The 19,161-nt window shown below is 73.6% G+C and carries 20 protein-coding genes; 5 read left to right on the forward strand and 15 right to left on the reverse strand.

Annotation, left to right across the window (positions count from 1 at the left end):
* Window positions 1–8 precede the first annotated feature (8 nt).
* On the forward strand, window positions 9–1,166 hold the full coding sequence (locus B6R96_RS07590) for a magnesium and cobalt transport protein CorA (protein ID WP_081522040.1): 1,158 nt from the start codon (window positions 9–11) through the stop codon (window positions 1,164–1,166).
* Between the two features lie 61 nt (window positions 1,167–1,227).
* Window positions 1,228–1,758, forward strand: coding sequence for an SMI1/KNR4 family protein (locus B6R96_RS07595; protein ID WP_107475481.1), 531 nt, complete (start codon window positions 1,228–1,230; stop codon window positions 1,756–1,758).
* Window positions 1,759–1,778: 20 nt separating this feature from the next.
* Here B6R96_RS07595 and B6R96_RS07600 read toward each other — a convergent pair whose 3' ends face one another.
* Both B6R96_RS07600 and B6R96_RS07605 read right to left on the reverse strand, forming a co-directional pair.
* Window positions 1,779–2,984 (reverse strand): beta-ketoacyl-[acyl-carrier-protein] synthase family protein, encoded by a 1,206-nt coding sequence (locus tag B6R96_RS07600; protein WP_081522042.1) that lies wholly within the window; start codon window positions 2,982–2,984, stop codon window positions 1,779–1,781.
* Window positions 2,981–3,232, reverse strand: coding sequence for an acyl carrier protein (locus tag B6R96_RS07605; protein ID WP_081522043.1), 252 nt, complete (start codon window positions 3,230–3,232; stop codon window positions 2,981–2,983). The genes B6R96_RS07600 and B6R96_RS07605 overlap by 4 nt, the downstream gene beginning before the upstream one ends.
* A gap of 194 nt (window positions 3,233–3,426) precedes the next feature.
* Here B6R96_RS07605 and B6R96_RS07610 point away from each other — a divergent pair, with 194 nt between their 5' ends.
* Window positions 3,427–4,218, forward strand: a complete 792-nt coding sequence (locus tag B6R96_RS07610) for a lysophospholipid acyltransferase family protein (protein ID WP_081522044.1) — start codon at window positions 3,427–3,429, stop codon at window positions 4,216–4,218.
* A 46-nt stretch (window positions 4,219–4,264) separates the two neighbouring features.
* Here the strand turns inward: B6R96_RS07610 and B6R96_RS07615 are convergent, their stop codons facing one another.
* From B6R96_RS07615 to B6R96_RS07650, 9 genes are all read right to left on the reverse strand, one after another.
* Window positions 4,265–5,281 (reverse strand): beta-ketoacyl-ACP synthase 3, encoded by a 1,017-nt coding sequence (locus tag B6R96_RS07615; RefSeq protein ID WP_079408101.1) that lies wholly within the window; start codon window positions 5,279–5,281, stop codon window positions 4,265–4,267.
* 13 nt (window positions 5,282–5,294) lie between these two features.
* Window positions 5,295–6,776: a hypothetical protein gene (locus B6R96_RS07620; RefSeq protein WP_081522045.1), complete on the reverse strand. Its 1,482-nt coding sequence runs from the start codon at window positions 6,774–6,776 to the stop codon at window positions 5,295–5,297.
* Window positions 6,777–6,795: 19 nt separating this feature from the next.
* A complete protein-coding gene (locus B6R96_RS07625; RefSeq protein WP_107475482.1) occupies window positions 6,796–8,244 on the reverse strand; it encodes a lipase family protein in 1,449 nt (482 codons plus the stop codon).
* A gap of 322 nt (window positions 8,245–8,566) precedes the next feature.
* Window positions 8,567–8,854, reverse strand: coding sequence for a hypothetical protein (locus B6R96_RS07630; protein WP_081522047.1), 288 nt, complete (start codon window positions 8,852–8,854; stop codon window positions 8,567–8,569).
* A 120-nt stretch (window positions 8,855–8,974) separates the two neighbouring features.
* Window positions 8,975–10,339, reverse strand: coding sequence for a serine/threonine-protein kinase (locus B6R96_RS07635; RefSeq protein ID WP_237291642.1), 1,365 nt, complete (start codon window positions 10,337–10,339; stop codon window positions 8,975–8,977).
* A complete protein-coding gene (locus B6R96_RS37995; RefSeq protein ID WP_237291363.1) occupies window positions 10,336–11,142 on the reverse strand; it encodes an FHA domain-containing protein in 807 nt (268 codons plus the stop codon). Before B6R96_RS37995 ends, B6R96_RS07635 begins: the two co-directional genes overlap by 4 nt.
* A gap of 75 nt (window positions 11,143–11,217) precedes the next feature.
* Window positions 11,218–12,105, reverse strand: a complete 888-nt coding sequence (locus B6R96_RS07640) for a peptidoglycan DD-metalloendopeptidase family protein (protein ID WP_159396300.1) — start codon at window positions 12,103–12,105, stop codon at window positions 11,218–11,220.
* A 182-nt stretch (window positions 12,106–12,287) separates the two neighbouring features.
* Window positions 12,288–12,953, reverse strand: coding sequence for a response regulator (locus tag B6R96_RS07645; RefSeq protein WP_053172605.1), 666 nt, complete (start codon window positions 12,951–12,953; stop codon window positions 12,288–12,290).
* Window positions 12,950–13,939: a sensor histidine kinase gene (locus tag B6R96_RS07650; protein ID WP_081522050.1), complete on the reverse strand. Its 990-nt coding sequence runs from the start codon at window positions 13,937–13,939 to the stop codon at window positions 12,950–12,952. The genes B6R96_RS07645 and B6R96_RS07650 overlap by 4 nt, the downstream gene beginning before the upstream one ends.
* Window positions 13,940–14,229: 290 nt before the next feature.
* On the opposite strand from B6R96_RS07650, the gene B6R96_RS07655 reads away from it, so the two are divergent.
* Window positions 14,230–14,700 carry a TrkA C-terminal domain-containing protein gene (locus B6R96_RS07655; protein WP_030388404.1) on the forward strand — a complete coding sequence of 157 codons (471 nt, stop codon included), beginning with the start codon at window positions 14,230–14,232 and terminating at the stop codon, window positions 14,698–14,700.
* 6 nt (window positions 14,701–14,706) lie between these two features.
* Window positions 14,707–15,963, forward strand: coding sequence for a cation:proton antiporter (locus tag B6R96_RS07660; RefSeq protein ID WP_081522051.1), 1,257 nt, complete (start codon window positions 14,707–14,709; stop codon window positions 15,961–15,963).
* 7 nt (window positions 15,964–15,970) lie between these two features.
* Here B6R96_RS07660 and B6R96_RS07665 read toward each other — a convergent pair whose 3' ends face one another.
* The 4 genes from B6R96_RS07665 to B6R96_RS07680 form a co-directional block, all read right to left on the reverse strand.
* Complete coding sequence (locus tag B6R96_RS07665; RefSeq protein ID WP_081522052.1) at window positions 15,971–16,261, reverse strand: hypothetical protein; 291 nt, start codon at window positions 16,259–16,261, stop codon at window positions 15,971–15,973.
* A 263-nt stretch (window positions 16,262–16,524) separates the two neighbouring features.
* Window positions 16,525–17,586 carry a hydrogenase expression/formation protein HypE gene (gene hypE / locus B6R96_RS07670; protein WP_081522053.1) on the reverse strand — a complete coding sequence of 354 codons (1,062 nt, stop codon included), beginning with the start codon at window positions 17,584–17,586 and terminating at the stop codon, window positions 16,525–16,527.
* Window positions 17,579–18,784: a hydrogenase formation protein HypD gene (gene hypD, locus B6R96_RS07675; protein ID WP_081522054.1), complete on the reverse strand. Its 1,206-nt coding sequence runs from the start codon at window positions 18,782–18,784 to the stop codon at window positions 17,579–17,581. Before hypD ends, hypE begins: the two co-directional genes overlap by 8 nt.
* Window positions 18,781–19,158, reverse strand: coding sequence for a HypC/HybG/HupF family hydrogenase formation chaperone (locus B6R96_RS07680; protein ID WP_081522055.1), 378 nt, complete (start codon window positions 19,156–19,158; stop codon window positions 18,781–18,783). Before B6R96_RS07680 ends, hypD begins: the two co-directional genes overlap by 4 nt.
* Between the last annotated feature and the right edge of the window lie 3 nt (window positions 19,159–19,161).

Consider the following 19,161-nt stretch of genomic DNA (forward strand, 5'->3'; position numbering starts at 1 on the left):
GACCTGCGATGTCGGAGCGTCCAGACCACCGCCCCTCGCCGTCCGCCGGGAAGCGCGCGGGCCGGCGCCACCCCGCCTCACCTCCGGCGGGACCGCCGTCCGCCCCGCAGCCCGCACCGGCGGCGACCACCGCTCCCCCGAACCACCGCAGCGTGATCGACTCGGCCGTCTACCGCGACGGCCGCCGGATCGCCTCCCCCGCCACCCTGGCCGACACCTTCCGCCGGCTGCGGGAGGAGCCCGACGGGATGGCCTGGATCGGCCTGCACCGGCCAACGGAGCCCGAACTCCATTCCCTTGCCGCCGAGTTCAACCTCCACGAACTGGCGGTCGAGGACGCCCTCGAAGCCCACCAGCGTCCGAAGCTGGAACGCTACGGCGACACCCTCTTCGTCGTCCTGCGGGCCGCCCGCTACCTGGACGCCCAGGAAGAGGTCGACTTCGCCGAGCTGCACATCTTCGTCGGCCCGGACTTCCTGATCACGGTCCGCCACGGCGACGCCCCGGACCTCTCGGCGGTCCGCCGCCGCATGGAGGCGAACCCGGACCTCCTCTCGCTCGGCCCGGAGGCGGCCCTGTACGCCATCCTCGACGCGGTGGTCGACGGCTACGCCCCGGTCGTCGAGGGCGTCCAGACCGACATCGACGAGATCGAGACGGAGGTCTTCCGCGGCGATCCGGCGGTGTCCCGCCGCATCTACGAACTCTCCCGAGAAATGGTCGAGTTCCAGCGCGCCACCCGCCCCCTGGTCGGCATGCTCCACGGCCTGATGGCGGGCTTCGCGAAGTACGGCACGGACGAGGAACTCCAGCGCTACCTCCGCGACGTGGCCGACCACGTGACGCACACGAGCGAACGCGTGGACGGCTTCCGCCAGGCCCTGACGGACATCCTGACGGTCAACGCCACCCTGGTCTCCCAGCAGCAGAACGCCGAAATGCGCGCCTTGGCCGAGGCCGGCTTCGAACAGAACGAGGAGATCAAAAAAATCTCCGCCTGGGCGGCCATCCTCTTCGCCCCCACCCTGGTCGGCACCATCTACGGCATGAACTTCGAGACCATGCCGGAACTCCACTGGGCGGCGGGCTACCCCTTCGCGGTCCTCCTGATGGCGGTCGTCTGCGTGAGCCTGTACGTCATCTTCAAGAAGCGCGACTGGCTGTAGACCGCACCACAGCCCGGCCCGTAGGGCGTCGGTGTCCGACCTCCTGGCTAGCCTTGGCCCCGTGACGCCCACCGATGACCGACAGTTCCCCGCCGCGCTCGCCACTGCGATGGCCGTGCCCTTTGACTACGCCGACGGGAAGACCGGGGTCGACTTCGAGCCCTTCCCGGCCTTCCTGTCCGCTGCCGACACCACCGACTGGTTCCAGGCGTGGACCGGGAACACCGAAGTGGACGGCAGCGACTTCCTCGTGTTCGGACAGGACGGCACGGGCGGGTACGCGGCGTTCTGGATCGTCCGCCCGAGCCGGCCACTGGCCGAGCAGCCCGTCGTCTTCCTCGGGTCCGAGGGCGAGACCGGTGTCGTCGCCCGCGACCTCGGCGACTTCCTGTGGCTCCTCGCCGACGGCTTCGGCCCCTGGGAGGCCGCCACCTCGTACGAGCCCGACTGGAAGGCGCGCCCCAACCCGGAGTTCGCAGCCATCGCCGAAGGATTCGCACCGCACCGGCGCCGGTCGGCGGCAGCCGTGATCGCGCTGGCGGCCCAGGAGTTCCCCGCCTTCGACGACACCATCATGGGGCTCTGCCACTGAACGGACCCGCGGACCCTTGGTCAGGCGCGGGCGAGGACCGCCACGGCGTTGTGGCCGCCGAAGCCGAAGGAGTTGCTGATCGCGACCGGGGACGGGTGGTTCCTGGCCGTGCGTCTCACGAGGTCGATGTCCATGCCGGTGTCGTTCTCGCGCAGCCCGGCGATCGGCGGGACCGTGTTCTCGGCCAGGGCCAGGACGGTCAGGGCCGCCTCGATGGCGCCCGCGGCCCCGAGGGTGTGGCCGAGGGTGCCCTTGGCCGAGGTGACGGGTGGGCGGTGTGGAAGGACGCGCCGCAGGACGGCGGCCTCGATGTCGTCGTTCTGCCGGGTCGCCGTGCCGTGCGCGTTGACGTGGCCGACGTCCTCGGGGGCTACGCCCGCGTCCGCGAGCGCGGCGCGCACGGCCTGTTCGGCGCCGCGGCCCTCCGGGTGCGGAGCCACCAGGTGGTGGGCGTCGGTGGAAGCCGCGTAGCCGATCAGGCGGGCGAGCGGCCGGGCCGTCCGGGCCGCGGCGTGGGCGGGGCGTTCCAGGACCAGTGCGCCGGCGCCCTCGGCGATGACGAAGCCGTCGCGGGCGGCGTCGAACGGCCGTGATCCGGTGCCGGACAGGGCGCCCAGCTGGGCGAACCCGGTCACGTTGAGCCGGGTGACGGGTGCCTCCGCGCCGCAGACGATCGCGATGTCGCACTGTCCGGACGCCAGCAGGTCCCGGGCGAGGCCGAGGGCGGTGGTGCCCGAGGCGCAGGCCGTGGAGGTGGACAGGGTCGGACCGGTCACCCCGAAGCGCAGGGCGATATTGGCGCACACCATGTTGCCCAGATAGCCGGTGAGGAAGTACGGGGAGACGAACTCCGGCCCCCGCTCGACCAGTCGAGCCGCCGCGGCCTCCTGCGTGCGCGCCCCGCCCAGGCCGCCGCCGGTGACGACGGCGACCCTGCTGCCGTCCCAGTCCAGCGGATCGAGTCCGGCGTGGTCGAGGGCCTGTGCGACGGCCGCCAGGCCGAAGCGGTCCACCGGGTCCAGCCGGGCCGAGCCCCGCTGGCGCAGGACCGGGTGGTCCAGCTCGGGGACCCGGCAGCTGAGGGCGAACGGCAGGCCGTCCAGGGCGGGGTCGGGGGCGGCGGTGGAGCGCCCGGCGCGGACGGCCGACCAGGTGCTCTCCCGATCGGCCCCGGCCGCCGTGACCAGGCCGAGCCCGGTCACGACGGCCTCGGGGCGCCGGGTCAACGGTCCGTCCGCCGCGCCTCGACGGATCCGACGAGGTCGGCGAGGGTGGCCTCGCGCAGCTCCTCCTCCTCGACCTTGACGCCCAGCACCTCGTGAACGGCGATCGCCATCTCGACGACCATCAGGGAGTCGGTCAGCAGGTCGCGCATCGGCACCTCGGCCCGTACCTCGTCGGAGGGGATTTCGAATCTCTCGATGAGCAGTTCGCTGATGACGTCGAGAACGGATTCCGGCGCGGAAGTGGTCACAGGGTGCTCTCATTTGCGGTGTCGAGGCCCTTGCAGCATGGTGTCGCAACGACCGGTGGCGAAGGGGAGGGCGGAAGCCGTTTCCTGACTTGGGGCGCTCCCGTGCTCAAATAAGTACCACGGCTCGGTATTTACTCAAAACCCGTTCTGCATAGTCTTCCTGATGGTGCAAAAGACAAGAGTGGGGATCATTTATGTCGGAAAACATGGCCGATGTGATCGAGGTGCTCGACGCGGCGGGGGTCGAGCTCAAGAACGTGAAGCGGCTGCTCGGGAACGCCGGGGAGGCGGCCTGGGACCAGCTTCTCGACTGGCTCGTCGACGACTGGTTCCGGGTGGACGTCCTCGGGCTGGAGAACATTCCGGCCGACGGACCGGCGGTCGTCGTCGCCAATCATTCGGGAGCCTGGGGCCTCGACGCCTTCGTCCTCCACAAGGTGTTCACCCGCAGCCTGAACCGGTCCCTGCACGTTCCCGCGTCCCCCTTTCTTTTCCGGGTCCCGGTCATCGGTTCGTACGCCCGCAAGAAGGGCGCCATTCCCCTCGATCCGCTGCTCGGACTGGAACACCTGAACGCCGGTGAACTCGTCGGGGTGTTTCCCGAAGGCACCGCCGGACTCGAGAAGCCCTTTCGCGATCGATACCGGCTCCGCCCGTTCAGTCCCGGCTTCGCGGTCACCGCGGTACGGGCCGGCGCCCCGGTCGTGCCGGTGTCGGTGATCGGCGCCGAGGAGGCCTGTCCGCGGATGGGTGAGATCCCGGCCCTGGCGCGTCTCCTGGACCTGCCCTACTTCCCGATCACCCCGGTCTTCCCGCTGCCCTCGAAGTGGCTCGTCACCATCGGTGAGCCGATCCCCGCGCCGCCCCGGCCCGCGTCCTTTGCCGAACGCGCTGCCGCCGCAGCGCAGTTGTGCGCCGCATCACGGGCCGCGGTGCAGGACCTGGTGGACCGGGAGCGGCGCAAGCGGGACAACCCGTTCTGGTAATCCCGCCCGGCGCGGCGTCCCGGCGCGGCGGTCCCGGCGCGCCGGCTCATCCGCCCTCGGTCACCGCCCGTACCTCGGGCCAGACCAGCGTGGTCGATCCCCAGGCCAGCCCGGCCCCGTACGCGGTGAGCGCGACCCGCTGCCCGGGCACCAGGGTCCCGGCGGCGGCCGCCTGCGCCAGCAGTACGGGAACCGAGGCCGCGGCGGCGTTCCCGTACGTCTCGATGTGCGACAGCACCTGTCCGGGAGCCAGGCCCAGCTCGTCGGTGATGCCGTCCAGGATGCGCTGGTTGGCCTGGTGGGCGACCACCACGTCCAGCTCGCCGAGCGACCACCCCGCCCGGCCGAGGGCCCGCGTCACCGAATCGCACATCCCGACGACCGCCTGCTTGCGCACGGCCGGCCCGTCCATCCGGAAGTACGGCGAGGGCTCCTCCCCGCCCGGCTCCGCCAGCATCCGCTTCCGGGCCCGCGCTCCACCGCCCGGCACCTCCAGCAGGTCGGCCTGCGTTCCGTCGCTGCCCAGGTCGAACGGCCCGAACGCCCCCGGCGTGCCCGCGACTCCCGCCCGCAGCAGCACGGCGCCGGCCCCGTCGCCGAAGATGGCCGACGTCAGCCAGTCCCGCGGATCGAGGAAGGCGCTGAACACGTCCGAGGCGACCACGAGCACGCTGTCGCAGGCACCGCCGCCGATCATCGAGGAGGCCACGCCCAGGCCGTACAGGAACCCGCTGCAGCCCGATGCCAGGTCGAACGCCGCTACGCCGCCCAGCCCCAGCCTCGCCGCGACCTCCGGCGCCCCGGCCGGAAGGAGCCGGTCCGGGGAGATGGTCGCCAGGACGACCGCATCGGCCCGGTCCGCGCCGGCGGCCGTCAGCGCGTGCCGGCCCGCCCGTACGGCCAGGTCGACGGTGGCCTCGCCGTCGGCGATGCGCCGACCGGCCACCCCGATGCGCTCGCGGATCCACTCGTCGCCGAGGGACCTTCCCCCGCACAGCTCGGCGTTGGTCAGGACGCGCGGCGGTACGTATCCGCCGAGGCCGGCCAGGACCGCTGTCCGCATGTGATCGGCCACCTCAGTCCGCCAGCCGCCGGGCAGCGCGGCGGACGCCGTCGGCGGCCTCCGCGCACCGCTCGGCGTGCCCGAGCAGAACCATGCGGAACCGTTCGCCCGCGTCGTCCTTGTCCCAGCCGCTGTCCGCGGCACAGGCCGCGAGGCTCTGCGCGTGCTGCTCCAGCCGGTCGGCACCGGCACGGGCGAGCGCGCCGTACGCGGCCGGCGCGTACCCGTACGCCGCGGCCGGCACGGCCGTCGTCCTGCCGACGCTCCCGCGACCCTCGCCCGCCCCTGCGCTGCCCTCCTCGAGGTCCTCCAGGGCCACCAGCAGGGTCCGCGGGTCGAGCGTGTCCGGCAGCCGGTCCGCGCCGAGACCCGGCGCGATCAGCACGGGCCGGACCCGCGCCGTGACGACCCGGACGACCCCTTCGGCGACGAGCGCCGCGATCCGCGCCGCCGCGCATCCTGCCGGGGACCCGCACAGCGCCGCGGGGCCCGGATCCGGGTCCGGGTCCGGCCCGGCCGGGTCGTCCCGGCCGCGGAGCCAGCCGGGCGCACGCAGGATCTCGGTCCCCGCCCCGATCGCCAGGTCCTCCCAGACGAACGGCGCCCGCACCGGATGGACGGCGGCGGCCACCGGCGGGTACCGGCGCAGCGCTTCGCCCACGGCGTCCCGCGGGGACAGGGCGGCGCCGGCCGCGAGCAGGGCCAGCGCCTGGAGCGCGGTGCCTGCGGCGGACTCGGAAACCAGCGCGAGAGTGTGCGCGAGGGCCGGGTCCGCGGCGTCCGGATCGACGCCGCGTGCCAGCACCTGCCCGGTCAGGGAGGCGGGGTCCGGGTCGGCCAGGTACAACTCCAGCCGCCGGCGCAGGGCGGCGTACCGGGCCTCGTACGGCCTCTCGCCCGCGGCCGCCGTCGCCGCGGCGGTCACCTCGCTCAGCAGGGTGTCCTCGACGGCCCCGGCGCCCGCCACCACGCGCCGGCTCAGCCGCAGCATGCCGCGGTACCACGCGTGCCATTCCAGCGTGCCGTCCCCGCGGCGGGCCGCGATCGCCCGGTCCACGTCCTCGGCCAGCAGGGCGTCCAGGGCCCGCGGGTCGGCGCCGGCAACCGCCGCGGCCGCCTCCCGGTCCAGCGGCGCGTGCGGCGAAAGCCCGTACCGCCGTCCGCCCGGCGTGAGCCCGGAGGCGGGTCCCAGTACGCCCGCCTCGTCGGCCCGGGTCAGCATCGCCTCGGCGTCGCCGGCGGTCAGCGGCACCAGGAAGGAGCCGTACGGGGTGCTCAGCCGGACCGGGCGCCCGGAGCGGGTGCGGCGCAGGTGGGCGAAGAGCAGGCGCGTCAGTCCGTCCCGGGTCAGCGCGTCCAGTCCCAGCGCGCGGGCCGGGGCGTCCGTCCACGGCAGGCGCTGGGCGACCATGGCCGCGCTGAACACGGCGTTCTCCAGGGGCCAGGCCGTCGCGGGACGGCGCGCCGCCGTGGCCGGGCTGTCGGCAGTGGTCATCGGTCGGTCTCCCTCGTGGTCACTTGTCGCGGAGCATGTACGGCTGGTTGCCGACGACTTCGCCGTCGTAGGCGCTGATCAGCTTGTTGACCTGCTCCCGGTAGTGCGTCAGCTCCCCGCGCAGGGTGTCGGAGTAGGCCTGGGGGGCGTGCGACAGCGGGTAGTCGTACGACTCGTCCAGCCAGGCCATTTCGACCCAGCTGTCGGGGATGTCGTTGGGCGAGGCCGGTCCGCGTCCGTCCAGCATCGGGATCACGTCGTGCTTGTTGACGAGGCTGATCACCTGGGTGGTGTGGTCGGCGGGCCGCTTGCCGTCGATCGGGGAGCCCAGGGTGACCACGTGGGTGACCCGGTAGGTGGACGCCAGTTCCACATCGGCCGCGAGGTTCATCGCGGTGAGCCCGCCCAGACTGTGGCCGACGATCATGATGTCCGACCCGGTCGGGACGCCGGCACGCAGCAGCAGCTTCTTCGCTGCGCGCGTGTACGTGGTGTCCGTGCGCAGCAGGCCGTCGAAGGCGCCGACGAGGTCCTGCGGGGTGCTGTTGCTCAGCAGTCCGAAGCTGGTCCCCGGCAGCAGCAGGACGTGCCGGACGGCGCCGTCGGCGCAGGCGACGCGGCGCAGCAGCGCCAGGCCGTGGTTGCCGAGGGCCCCGATGTCGTTCACGTAGCTGACGATGTCGTTGCGCGAGGTGGCGAGGATCTTCGCCAGGATCGGGTCCGGCTCGGTGCGCTCGGCGCGGCCCGGCCCGGGGTTGAGGAACTTCAGCACCGAACTCGGCAGCCCGAAGAGGGGATCGGTGGCCGGTACTCCGCCGGCGAGCGTCACCCAGGAGAAGTCGTCGTTGACCGGGTTCTCGTCGAGCATCCCGAGCAGGGCCAGCAGTTCCATGATCACGGGGCTGATGGTGGTGAGGGCGCGCGTCACGCCGAGCAGCTCGATCAGTGCGCGCATGGCCAGCAGCGCCTCCAGCCGGTTCCCGGCCACCATGGCGTCGGTGACCCTGCGGGCCGGCGGCGAGTCCAGGTTGGGGTGCTCGACGGCGGCCGCCCTGATGCGCAGGGCGAAGGCGTCCACGGCCATGGCCACCTTGGCGGGGCGCCGCTGGGCGATGTTCCCGGCCATCCGGGCCACCTCGCCGATCAGGCCGCCGTTGGCGCCGAAGCCGAGCCCCGAGGGGCTGGTGAGTGCCTGTGCGCAGGCCACGGCCGTGCCGAGGGCCCAGCCGGGGCGTCGCAGGGCCTGGAGGCCGAACCGCCAGCTGAAGAGGGCACTTGTGAGCTCGGCGCCCGACTGCCTGGCCGTCAGGGCGGCGTCCGCGAGCAGGACCGATGCGGCGACGAGGAGCTCGGCCTCGGCCCGTTCGGGCTGCTGGTCGGCGCAGGCCCTGGGGGCCGGGACCGGACTCGTGCCGGCGGTGTCCGGGCCTTCCCCCGAGGGGGGAAGCCGATCCGTCTTCTCGATCACCCGAGGCGCCACTTTCCGTACCTCTCGTCCCTGCGCACCGGCCTCGCGGCCGTGCCCGCCCGTACCCGCTGTGTGCGGTGGCATGGTGGCACCGAATGTGATCGTTTCCGCGCACTCCGGCGGTCGTCCGCGGGTGGTGGGCGCCTCGCGGGGCGGCGCCGATCGCACGGCGTACGCCGTCGCCGCCCCGGGACCGGGGGGCGCCCGCCGGTGCGCGGGCGCCCGTTCGGGTCCTTGGGAGTCCGTGTGACCCGGAGGGGTGGGCAGGGCCTTGCGGTGTTGACCCGGGGCGCTGCGGGGCCTTCCGGCGGGGTCGCTGTGTTCACGGGGAGGCGCGGGGTGCCGTGCTCCATCCGGCCAGGACGGGGGCCCCGGAGAGGGCCCGCCGGATGATCCGGGTGCCGGTCGATGCTGCTTCCTCCGCTCCGGCGGCGAGGAGGAACAGCGCGATGTCCAGGCGGCCTTCCGCCGGGCGGGCGTAGACGTGCTCCAGGCGGTCCGTGGGGGTGGCGGTGGCCCAGATGACGTCGGTGACGAGGTGACGGTCGAGAGGCCGGGCGGGGTGGTCGGTGGGGGGCGACAGGGACAGGAGGGTCATGACGAGGTGCACGACCCCGGCCAGTCCCGGATGAGGGTGGAGAGGGTGCGGGGCATGGTGGGGAGTCTTCCGGCCGGACCCGGCGCGCGGAAGGGAGGGCGGGTGACAGCAACCGTTCCCGAGCGGTTGGTGTCAGCAGTGCGGGACCCAGGCGTGGGAGCGCAGCCGGTAGGTGCCGCTCAGGTTGGTCCTGGTGCCCACCTTCACGCAGCCCAGCATTTCCTGCCGGGCGGGCTGCCCGTAGTAGAGGACGTCGACCTGGCTGGCTCCCTCGGTGAGGTCGAAGCCGTTGTTGTAGACCGAGCGGGGCGCCTCGCGGGACGACCAGGGGCAGGGGGTGGGGCCGTTGATCCAGTCGGCGCCGCCGTCCACCCAGGAGCACATCTCGCCCCGGCCGTTCTCCTCCGAGAAGAAGCAGACGGCCCCGCGCCGGCACCGTTCGTACCCCGCCTCCCCGGCGGAGTGCCACAACGGCAGCAGGCCCGAGCCCCATACGGCGCCCAGGCCCGCGAGCGCCGCCGTACCGGCCGCGATCAGCGCCCGGCGCCGCCTGCTCGCCGAGGGGTCGCGCGGGGCGGGCGCCCGGCCGGCGGCGGCGGCCCGGACCCGGCCCAGCAGCGCGGCCGCGGTGTACGCCGCCCGGTCCTCGTGCCTGCGGGCCAGGCAGTCCTGGACGATGTCCCGCCAGTGCTCCGGCAGTTCCGCCGACAGGCGCAGTTCCTCCTGGCCCCTGGCGTAGCGCAGGGCGGCGTCCCGGCGGGCGGCGGGGGTGCCGCCGGGCAGCGGCAGGTAGCCGGTCAGGACCACGTGCGCCAGTACGCCGAAGGCCCAGATGTCGGCCGTCGGGCGGATCTTCGTGCCGCGTTCGCCGACTTCCGCCCAGAACTGGTCGGGCGGGGTGTAGTCGGGCGTGGCGAAGGCCGGTGAGTAGGCGTGGGTGCCCTCCAGCTCCGCCGCCATGTTGAAGTCGCCCAGCCGCGCCGTGCCGTCGGCCATCAGCAGGACGTTCCCCGGCTTGAGGTCGCCGTGCACCCAGCCCGCCCCGTGCAGTTGGTCGAGGCCTTCGCAGACCTGGGCGAGGAGGGCCGGGCCGGCCTGCGGCACCGCGCCGCCGGCCAGCAGGGCGTCCAGGGAGCCGGCGGCCTCCTCCAGGACGAGCACGGTGGCGCCGTCGAGTTCGGGCCGGCCGGGGTCGTCGACCGTGAGCACCTCGTACAGCCGGATCAGCCGGGGTGTGCGCACCCGGCGCAGTACCTCGGTCTCGCGCTCGGCGAGTTCGCTCAGGTGCCGCAGCTGGCGCGGGGTGCGGGTGCCGGTCGGCAGGAACTTGAGCGCGGCGCGGGCGGGCAGCGGCGGCCCCTGCTCCGGTTCGGCGCGCCGGGCCGCGTACACGCTGCCGAAGGCGCCGGCGCCCAGCAGATGCCCGACGGCCCAGGCGCCGATCCGGTAGCCGGGCGGGACGGTGAGGGCGCCGGGCGCTCCGGCTCGTCCGGTCAGCGGGGCGTACCGGTCGGGGCGGCCGGGAGGGCCGCCAGGTCCTGCTCGCGGACGAGGTCGAAGCGCAGGGCGAGGGAGACCAGGGTCTCCTTCTTGCCGACCAGGCGCGGTCCCGGATCGGCCGTGTCGGGGCCGGGCTTGAGGCGCAGTTTGACCGCGAGGTAGTCGATGTTCCATTGCACGGTGGCCCGGTTGGCCGCGGGCCACGACGGCCTCAGTCGTTCGACGACCTGCTCGACGGTGGGCAGGGGCGCGTGCGGTGCGCCGCGCAGCCGCGGCTCGCAGAGCGCGGTGAGGACGAGGAAGTAGCGGCTGGTGCGGTCGAGCGGGAAGGGGAGGACGGTCGGCTCCCCGTCGTGCTCGCCGGGCTCGCCGGCCTCGTCCCGGTCGGCGTAGTCGTGGCGCGGCGCCCAGACGTCCAGGGTGAGCAGTTCGGAACCGGCGGGCAGGACGATCCGGGCGAACTCGAAGGGGACGGGTGCGTCCAGCCGGCCGGGGGCGATCTTGATGTGCTCGCCGGCGCCCTCGGGGTTCTCCACCACGTAGGTCGCCGAGCGGGAGAAGTTGCTCAGCGACCAGTACGTGCCGGTGGCGGTGATCAGCCCCGCCGAGCGCGAGACGCCCGCGTGCGGCAGGTACAGGGCGGCCGGGCCGCCGCCGGAGGTTCCGCCGGGCGCGACGGAGGTTCCGCCGGGCGCGCCGGCGGCGGGCTCACGGCCGAACCGGAGGGTCTGCCCCGGTGCCAGGCGGATCTGCTCGGCCGGGGACGTGGTGTGCCCCGGAACCACGATGATGCTGTTCACACTGCTTCCTTCCCCCGGGATCCAGGGGAAGGCTAGTCAGTGGAATGACTCGTTCAGGCAACAAATGGCCCGGACTCAGCACTCGCCGCGCCAGTGGAAGCGGTCGATGGTCCGGCCGCCCGCGGGAAGGTTCCCGCGTCCCTCGTCCCAGCCGCGGTGCAGACAGGCGCTGCCGCCCTCCTTGAAGTACACCTGCACGTGGTCGAAGCCCGGCTGCGTCGTGCCGTTGTTGTAGAAGGACCTGCGCAGCCCGCACGTGCTGCGGGGCTCGTCGCCGGCGGAGCGGCAGACGGTGCCGGTGCCGTCGGGTCCCGAGTAGAAGCAGACGTTGCCGGGCGGGCAGTCCTGCCAGGCGGGGGGCGGCGTACCGGTGCAGTTGCGGCTGGTGACGCTCGGCCACTCCTTCGCGTCGCCCGAGTACTCGACCCCGTCGAAGTGGGCCGGAACACGGTGGCTCTCGTCGGTGAAGTCGCCCGAGGCGAGGTAGCGCTGCTCGTAGTGCAGGTGGGACCAGGTGGAGGCGCCCGTGGTGCCGATGCGGCCGATGCGGGTGGACGGCTGGACGGGGTCGCCCTTCTTGACGTAGGCCGCCGGGTCGTCCTTCAGGTGGTAGTACGCCGTGAACCAGCCGTTGCCGTGGTTGATCTGGATGGTGTTGCCCGAGCCGTTGGTCCAGTACGTGGCGGCCACCGTGCCGGAGGCGGACGCCAGGACGGGCAGTCCGTCGGATCCGGTGTTGCCCTCCACCACGATGTCCAGCGCCGGGTTGTGGCCCCAGGTGTTCAGCTGCCAGTTCGTCCCGCACGCGAAGGGCAGCTGGAACGGCGGCTTCGCCGCGGCCGCCGCCGCCCCCTGGCCCCCGCCGGTCGCCGTGGGGGCGGCGGACGCGGGCGCTCCCGCCAGCACCAGTCCCGCCACGCACATCAGCACCACCGTTCGCAGCCTGCTCAGATACCGCAGCACGTCTTCCCCTCCCGGCCCCTGTGGACGGCGCCCGGACGGGCGGTCCCGGCGCCATGCTCGGGGGCGGGGGCCGCGTGCGCCACCTCGTACCTACGAGGGTGGGCCCGCGGGGCCGCCGGGCTGCGGCTGGGCGCGCGGGGCCGCCGGGCCGCGGCTGCGCCTGCGCCTGCGGGCGCGACCGGCTACGGCTCGATCAGCCCGACGCGGATGGCGTACCGGGTCAGTTCCAGCCGGTCGCGCATCCCCAGCTTCTGGAGCAGATTGGCCCGGTGGCGCTCGACGGTCTTGGCGCTGATGACGAGGAGGTCGCCGATCTCCTTCGAGGAGTGGCCCTCGGCGACGAGCTTGAGGATCTCCTCCTCGCGTTCGGTGATCGCCCGGGCGGGCAGCGGGTCGCCCTGGCGGGCCCGGTCGAGGTAGTTGCGGATGAGGGTGGTCTCGGCGCCGGGGTAGATGAACGGCTCGTCCCGGATCGCCGCCCGGCACGCCTCGACCAGATCGCGGTCGGCGACCGACTTGGGGACGTATCCGGCCGCGCCGGCCTTGAGCGCCTCGAAGAAGTACTGCTCGTTGTCGTACATGGTCAGGATGAGGATGCGCAGCTCCGGCCGGAGCCGGGAGAGTTCCCGTGCGGCCTGCAGCCCGGTCATCCGGGGCATCGCCACGTCGAGGACCGCGAGGTCCACCCCGCCGGTACGGGCCAGGGCGACGGCCTCCGCCCCGTCCCCGGCCTCCGCGACCACCGTCAGGTCCGGTTCGGCGTCGAGGATGAGCCGCACCCCGCGCCGTACGAGGGCGTGGTCGTCCGCGAGCAGGACGCGGGTCGGCGCCCGTTCCGGGGTGGTCACGGCATCCCCTCCCCGGGATCTGCGGCGGCTGCCGCGGCAGCGGCGGCCGCGGCGGCGGGTACGTCCAGCCGTACGTCGGTGCCGCCCCGCGGTCCGTCCCCGATGGCGAGCTCCGCGCCGATCAGCAGGGCCCGTTCGCGCATGCCCTGGATGCCGGCGCCCTCACCGGTGCGGCCGATGCCCCTGCCGTCGTCCCGTACGAGCAGCCGGACCGACCCGTCGGGCCCGCCCGACAGGTGCACCTCGACGGTGCTCGCGCCCGCGTGCCGGGCGGCGTTGGTCAGGGCCTCCTGGGCGACCCGGTAGACGACGAGTTCGGCCGCGTCGTCCAGTCGGGGCACGCCGGGGCCGATGACGTGCCGCACGGTCAGGGAACCACTGGTGAACTCGGCGGTCAGTGCGCGCAGGGCGCTGTGCAGACCGAGCTCCTCCAGGACGCCGGGGCGGAGTCTGCGGGCGATGCGCCGGATCTCGTCCAGGCTGGTGCGGGTCGTCTCCTGCACCTGGTGGAGCTCCTCCCGCAGGGGGGCGGGAGCACGGTCGGCGACGTGCTTGAGCTGGAGCAGGACCGCGGTGAGGGTCTGGCCGACCTCGTCGTGGAGCTCTTGGGCGATGCGTCGCCGTTCGGCCTCCTGCGCGGAGAGGGCGCGGGCGGTGCTGCCGGCCCGTTCGGCCTCCAGCCGGCCGAGCATGGCGTTGAACGAGGTGGTCAGCCCGGCCACTTCGCCGGGGCCCTCCACCCGGGCGCGGCTGCCGGGGCGCAGCAGGTCGACCGCGCTCATCGCGCGGGTCAGCCGGCCCAGCGGCGCCAGGCCGATGCGCAGCAGGACGGCGTTGGCGATCAGCATGGCCGCCAGCCCGGCGAGCAGCACCACGGCCTCCCCGAGGAGGACGGGGGTGGAGACGGTGACCGGGCCGAACAGCAGCAGGACGGCCGTGACGAGGACGGCCGCGTTGAGCAGGAAGATCCGCCAGTACAGCGACACGGTCGTTCCTCCCCTCGGTCCGGCGTCCGCCGCTCGGCGGACCGCTCGCTTCCACTATCCCTGCCGGAGCTGCCCCGCACCTGCGGTGACCTGCGGCGGGATCCATGTCCCCGCTCCACCCTGTCGTCCGCCGAGGGCCTTGTCCATCCGTGCCGACACCCATATCCCGGCGCCCGCGCCAGGTGGCACCATGAGCCCCGCGCCGCCGCCGGACCTGCCGTCCGCACGGGCCGCGCCGCACCACGGCCGAACACGAAGCAAGGGGGGACAGAGCTGTGCCTGCTCCACGGATGAGCACCACGCCACTGCCCGGCATCGGGGTCCAGTACGACCTCACCACCCGCGAACACCGCCACCTGTCGGTGATCGCCCACCGCGACGGGACCCGTACGGTGAACATCTACCGCGCGGACGATCCCGACGCGTGCGCCCAGTCCCTGCACCTGACCGGGGCGGAGACCGCCTCGCTGATCGACGCCCTGATGCCCGCCCACCACAGCCCCAACGTGCTGCACACCACCGACCTCGGGCTGGTCGCCGAGCGCATCGAGCTGTCCGCGCACTCGCACTGGAACGGCCGGCTGCTGGGCGAGACCCGGATGCGGACGGAGACCGGCGTCTCGATCGTGGCGGTACTGCGCCGGGCCGAGGCCCGCCCCTCCCCCGCGCCCGACTTCCGCCTCGCCGGCGGGGACACGCTCATCGTGATCGGTACCCGCGAGGGCGTCGACGCGGCCGCCTCCATACTCGGACGGGAGTGATCGCCTGTGCATTCCGCTGTCTTCCTGATCGAGTTCGGCGCGATCATCCTGGGGCTGGGGCTGCTGGGCCGCCTCGCCGGGCGGTTCCGCTTCTCCCCGATCCCGCTGTACCTGCTGGCCGGTCTCGCCTTCGGCACGGGCGGACTGCTGCCCATGGGCGCGAGCGAGGAGTTCGTGGCCATCGGCGCGGAGATCGGCGTCATCCTGCTGCTGTTGATGCTGGGGCTGGAGTACACGGCCACGGACCTGGTCTCCAATCTCCGGACCCAGTACCCGGCCGGACTGGTCGACTTCACCCTCAACGCCGTGCCCGGCGCGGTCGCCGCGCTGCTGATGGGCTGGGGCCCGGTGGCCGCGGTGGTCCTCGCGGGGGTCACCTGGATCTCCTCCTCCGGCGTCATCGCCAAGGTGATGGGGGACCTGGGCCGGCTCGGCAACCGTGAGACCCCGGTGGTCCTCAGCGTCCTGGTCCTGGAAGACCTGGCCATGGCCGTCTACCTGCCCATCGTCACCGCGCTGCTGGCCGGGGTCGGTCTCGCGGCGGGCAGCCTGACGCTCGCGATCGCCCTCGGTGTGGCGGGGGCGGTGCTCTTCGTCGCCGTCCGCTACGGCCGGCTCATCTCGCGGTTCGTCTCCAGCGACGACCCGGAGAAGCTGCTGCTCGTCGTCCTGGGCCTGACCCTGCTGGTCGCGGGCATCGCCCAGCAGTTGCAGGTGTCCGCGGCGGTCGGCGCCTTCCTCGTGGGCATCGCACTGTCCGGCGAGGTGGCCGAGGGGACGCACACCCTGCTCAGCCCGCTCAGGGACCTGTTCGCCGCGGTGTTCTTCGTCTTCTTCGGCCTGCACACCGACCCGGCGAGCATTCCGCCCGTACTCCTGCCCGCGCTCGCGCTCGCCCTGGTCACCGCGGGCACGAAGATCGCCACCGGGTACTGGGCGGCGAAGCGGGCCGGGGTCGGGATCAACGGCCGCTGGCGGGCCGGCGGCACCCTCGTCGCCCGCGGCGAGTTCTCGATCGTCATCGCCGGGCTCGCCGTCACCGCCGGCATCGAACCGGCCCTCGGGCCGCTGGCCACCGCCTACGTGCTCATCCTGGTGGTGATCGGGCCGCTCACCGCCCGGTACACCGAGCCGCTGGCCGCCCGGGCCCGGGGCCGCCGCGCCGCGCGCCCGCCGCTGCTCGCGGCCGTGCCCTCGCCCGGGAAGTCCCCGGAGTCGGCCGCGGAGCCGGCTCCCGACCAGGACCCCGCCGGGCGTCCGTAGCCGTCCGTCAGGGCGGAGCCGTCGGCTTCGCCCTGCGGGCCGTACGGGGCTCCGCGCCCAGCCGGTTCACCGCCAGTGCGGCCATGACCAGCCCGGCCGCCAGCACGAGCCCGTTGGGCAGGGCGGCCCCGGCCACCGCGGCCCAGACCCCGAGGAACACGGCCAGCCAGGCGCCGGCCCGGCGGCGCGGACGCGGCTCGCCCGGACCGCGACTCCGGCTCCGGCTCCGGCTCCGGCTCCGGCTCCGGCTCCGTGGGGTGTCGGGGCGGGTGGTCCTCGCATCCTCGGATCGCGGCATGGCCCCGCTCCTTTCCGTCGGCCCGGCGAGGGTGCAGGAGCGGGTTCACCGCCGAGGGAGCGCGCCGCTCCGCGTCAACGCCGTCGGGACGCAGGGGGTGTTCATCGACCTGGGCGTGTCCGCGTACGGGCACCGCCACCGGCGCATCCGGCGGCCCCGGCAGGGGCGAACCGCGCCCGCCCGGGAGGAGTTCGCGGACACCCTCAGCATCACCCGGCCCGCCGGCCCCACGCATCGGGGCCGGCACCCATCTTGTGGACCGGTCAGCAGATGCGCGGCAGTTGTTCGCCGATCGGGAGGTCGACCACGCGCGTGCCGCCGAGGGCGGTGCGGGCCACGACCAGGCCCGGGTGGGCGTCGACCGCCTCGCCGATCACCGTCGCGTGGCGGCCCAGCGGATGGGCGCGCATCGCGTCGAGGACGGCATCGGCGTGCTCGCGGGGCACGAAGGCGACCAGCTTGCCCTCGTTGGCGACGTAGAGCGGGTCGAGTCCGAGGATCGCGCAGGCGTTCGCGACGGCCGCGGGGACCGGGACGCGGCCCTCGTGGATCACCACACCGGTCCCGGAGGCGGCGGCGATCTCGTTCAGCGAGGCCGCCAGCCCGCCCCGGGTGGGGTCGCGCAGGACGTGGAGGTCCGGGGTGACCGCGAGCATGCTGCGTACGAGGCCGCCCAGGGCGGCGCAGTCGCTCTGGATGTCCACGCCGAATTCGAGCCCCTCGCGGACGCTCATGATCGCCACTCCGTGGAGTCCGATCTCACCGCTGACGATGACGACGTCACCCGGTACGACGCGCTGCGGCCGCAGGTCCACCCCCTCCGGGATGACGCCGATGCCAGCGGTGTTGATGTAGATGCCGTCCCCGTGGCCCGCTTCCACGACCTTGGTGTCGCCGGTCGCCACCTCCACGCCCGCGGCGCGCGCGGCCGCGCCCATGGCCTCGGCCACGCGCGCCACGACCGACATCTCGACGCCCTCCTCCAGGATGAACCCGCAGGAGAGGTAGGCCGCTTCGGCGCCGCTCATGGCCAGGTCGTTGACCGTGCCGTTGACCGCGAGGTCACCGATGCCGCCGCCGGGGAAGAACAGCGGCCGCACCACGTAGGAGTCGGTGGAGAACGCCAGCCGGACCCCGCCCAGGGAGACGGCCGCGGAGTCCCCGAGCTGGGCGAGCACCTCACCGCCGAAGGCGGGGGCGAAGAGGTGCTGGACCAGTTCGGCGGAGAGTGCGCCTCCACCGCCGTGGCCCATCACCACGCGGGGGCGGTCGCGCAGCGGGGCCGGGCAGGTCCAGCCCGTGATGTCGAGTGCGGTGTCAGACAACGGGGCTCGCCTCCAGCGGGGCGCTCACGGGGGTCGTTGCGGACGCGGCGGTCGTTGCGGACGCGGCGGCTGCGGCGGTTGCGGCGGTCGTTGCGGCGGGCACGGTCCCCAGCTCCAGCCGCCGGTAGAGGTAGTACGCGGCGCAGGCGCCCTCGCTGGAGACCATGGTGGCGCCCAGCGGGCTGCGCGGAGTGCACAGCGTGCCGAAGGCCTCGCACTCGTGCGGTTTCAGCAGTCCCTGGAGCACCTCGCCGCTGCGGCACTCGGCCGGCTCCCGGGTGTTGATGCCGGTGACCGAGAAGCGGTGTTCGGCGTCGAAGTCCCGGTAGCGGGCCGACAGCCGCCAGCCGCTGTCGGGGATGACGCCGATACCGCGCCAGGCCCGGTCGGTGACCTCGAAGACGTCCTCCAGCATGGCGAGGGCGGCCGGGTTGCCCTCGGGGCGGACGGCGCGCGCGTAGGCGTTGTCGACGGTGTGCTCGCCGCGCTCCAGCTGCCGTACGGCCCGCCGTACGCCCTCCAGGATGTCCAGCGGCTCGAAGCCGGTCACCACGATCGGGACCCGGTGCCGCGCGGCCAGTTCGGGGTACTCGCTCATGCCCATCACGCTGCACACGTGTCCGGCGGCGAGGAAGCCCTGGACCCGGCAGCTCGGCGACTGCATGATCGCCTCGATCGCCGGGGGCACCCGGACGTGGGAGACGAGCAGGCTGAAGTTGGGGATCCCCAGCTTCTTGGCCTGATGCACCGTCATGGCGTTGGGCGGCGCGGTGGTCTCGAAGCCGATGCCGAAGAAGACCACCTGGCGCGCCGGGTTCTCCTGGGCGATCCGCAGGGCGTCGAGCGGGGAGTAGACGACGCGGACGTCGCCGCCCTCGCTGCGCACCTGGAACAGGTCACGGCCGGTCCCGGGCACCCGGAGCATGTCCCCGAAGGAACAGAAGATCACATCGGGGCGGGAGGCGATCTCCAGCGCCTTGTCGATGACCTCCAGCGGGGTGACGCACACCGGGCAGCCCGGACCGTGGATCAACTCAACCTGCTCGGGGAGCAGTTGATCAATCCCGTGCCGGATGATCGTGTGGGTCTGGCCGCCGCAGACCTCCATCAGGGCCCAGGGGCGGGTCACCGTGGCGTGGATGTCGTCGAGCAGCCGGCGGGCGAGGTCGGGGTCCTGGAACTCCTCGATGTACTTCACGGCTGGACTTCCTCCTGCGGCGCGGTGAGGGCGGGCTCGGGTGCGGGATCGGGGGCGGGTTCGGGATCGGGATCGGGATCGTCGGCGAAGGGCCAGGGCTCGCCGCCGGCCGCCGCGGCCTGCTCCCATGGGTCGCCGAACTCCGCCTGGAGCATCCCGAGTTGGGCGAAGAGTTCGAGGGTCTGCTTGGCCGACTCCTCGTCGAGGCGCTGGAGGGCGAAGCCCACGTGGACGATGGCGTACTCACCCACTTGCAGGTCGGGCAGGTACTCCAGGCACACCTCCTTCTGCACACCGCCGAAGTCGACGGTGGCCATGCGGGTGCCGTCCTTCTCCCCGATGTCGAGCACTCTGCCGGGCACCGCCAGGCACATGGG

Source organism: Streptomyces sp. Sge12, from assembly GCF_002080455.1.
Lineage (GTDB): Bacteria > Actinomycetota > Actinomycetes > Streptomycetales > Streptomycetaceae > Streptomyces.

What these genes read in the sequence shown, in the direction of transcription:
- B6R96_RS07665 (WP_081522052.1), bottom strand. Translation starts at nt 16,261, where the DNA reads ATGCCGCGATCCGAGGATGCGAGGACCACCCGCCCCGACACCCCACGG.
- B6R96_RS07620 (WP_081522045.1), bottom strand. Translation starts at nt 6,776, where the DNA reads ATGACCACTGCCGACAGCCCGGCCACGGCGGCGCGCCGTCCCGCGACG.
- B6R96_RS07615 (WP_079408101.1), bottom strand. Translation starts at nt 5,281, where the DNA reads ATGCGGACAGCGGTCCTGGCCGGCCTCGGCGGATACGTACCGCCGCGC.
- B6R96_RS07655 (WP_030388404.1), top strand. Translation starts at nt 14,230, where the DNA reads ATGAGCACCACGCCACTGCCCGGCATCGGGGTCCAGTACGACCTCACC.
- B6R96_RS07610 (WP_081522044.1), top strand. Translation starts at nt 3,427, where the DNA reads ATGTCGGAAAACATGGCCGATGTGATCGAGGTGCTCGACGCGGCGGGG.
- B6R96_RS07680 (WP_081522055.1), bottom strand. Translation starts at nt 19,158, where the DNA reads ATGTGCCTGGCGGTGCCCGGCAGAGTGCTCGACATCGGGGAGAAGGAC.
- B6R96_RS07590 (WP_081522040.1), top strand. Translation starts at nt 9, where the DNA reads ATGTCGGAGCGTCCAGACCACCGCCCCTCGCCGTCCGCCGGGAAGCGC.